Source organism: Microbacterium sp. 69-10 (assembly GCF_001897945.1).
Lineage (GTDB): Bacteria > Actinomycetota > Actinomycetes > Actinomycetales > Microbacteriaceae > Microbacterium.
This window is the reverse complement of the sequence record NZ_MKRT01000024.1, coordinates 156178-157491: the sequence shown is the minus strand read 5'-3', so window position 1 is coordinate 157491 and position 1314 is coordinate 156178. Positions and strand designations below refer to the sequence as shown.

Genomic DNA, 1314 nt, shown 5'->3' with positions numbered 1-1314 from the left:
GGCACGTCCAGCAGGGCGTCGACGTCGAGATCGGGCACGTCGTCGACCAGGTCGGATGCCAGGCCCAGCAGCAGGTCCTGCGCCTCGGCCTCGACCTCGGCGATGCGCGCGTCGGCACGGTCGGTCTTGTTGACCAGCAGGATGACGGGAAGCTTGGCCTCGAGCGCCTTGCGCAGAACGAAGCGGGTCTGCGGGAGCGGGCCCTCGGAGGCGTCCACCAGCAGCACGACGCCGTCGACCATGGACAGCGCGCGCTCGACCTCGCCGCCGAAGTCGGCGTGGCCGGGGGTGTCGACGACGTTGATCGTCACCGGGGTCTCGGAGTGCTTGCCCTTGTACGTGATCGCCGTGTTCTTGGCGAGGATCGTGATGCCCTTCTCACGCTCCAGGTCGTTGGAGTCCATCGCGCGTTCTTCGACGTGCGCGTGCTCGCCGAACGAGCCGGTCTGGCGGAGCATGGCGTCGACGAGGGTGGTCTTGCCGTGGTCGACGTGTGCGACGATCGCGACGTTTCGGAGGTCAGAGCGGAGGGCGTGCGCCATTCAAGGAGTCCTAAGCGGAGTTGGGATTTGTGCGCCGGGATGCCGACGTTCCAGGATAGCGCACGCCATCAGCGCCTTCCTGAGGGCCCGGTCAGGCTAGCGGGTGAACACCTGACGACGTCGGTCGGGCCACTCGACCTCGACGCGGATGCCGTCGAACCGCGCCCAGGGGTGATCGAGAACGTCCCGCGCTTTCAGCTCGGCGGCATCCATCCGCGCGACCCAGTGCGCACGCCCGCCGGACGGCTCGTAGCGGAAGCCGCCGTCGGCCGTGAGCAGGTTCTTGCTCTCGTGGAAGTCGTCCCAGGAGAGCAGCCAGCGCCCGTCGTACATGCCGTTGTACACCCGCACGGTCGCACGTCGCACGGCCGGCGCGCCGAGGGCCGGCGCGACCGACGCCCAGTCCGTGCGACGCACGGCGGGCAGCAGCGACGCGCTCTCCCAGAGCGGCGACGGATCGTCCTCGCGCCCCGTCACGACGTCGAGCCAGCGGCGGGGCCGGCTCACCCCGACGTAGAGCAGTCGTCGCTCCGCTGTGAGGATCGAGGCGAAGGAGTCGCCGAACACGCGCCCGAGCTGCCAGGTCGGATGCACGTGCGGGAACGCCCATCCGGCCACGCCCACCAGGATCACGGCATCCGCCTCCCGGCCCTTGTAGGAGTGGATGGTGCCGACTTCGCAGCGCGCGACGGCATCCGGCGGCACGACCCGCGCAAGACCCGCGACGGCACGCTCGGCGACCTCGCGCGTTCGCGCCAGCACGGCCACCGTG

General features: G+C 70.2%; 2 protein-coding genes. Both read right to left on the bottom strand.

Going from position 1 to position 1314, the window contains the following annotated elements:
• The coding region (locus tag BGN97_RS11785; RefSeq protein WP_292702179.1) for a GTP-binding protein at positions 1–542 on the bottom strand (542 nt) is incomplete at its 3' end.
• A 96-nt stretch (positions 543–638) separates the two neighbouring features.
• A partial coding sequence (locus BGN97_RS11780; RefSeq protein ID WP_292701619.1) for a 3'-5' exonuclease occupies positions 639–1314 on the bottom strand: 676 nt, incomplete at its 5' end.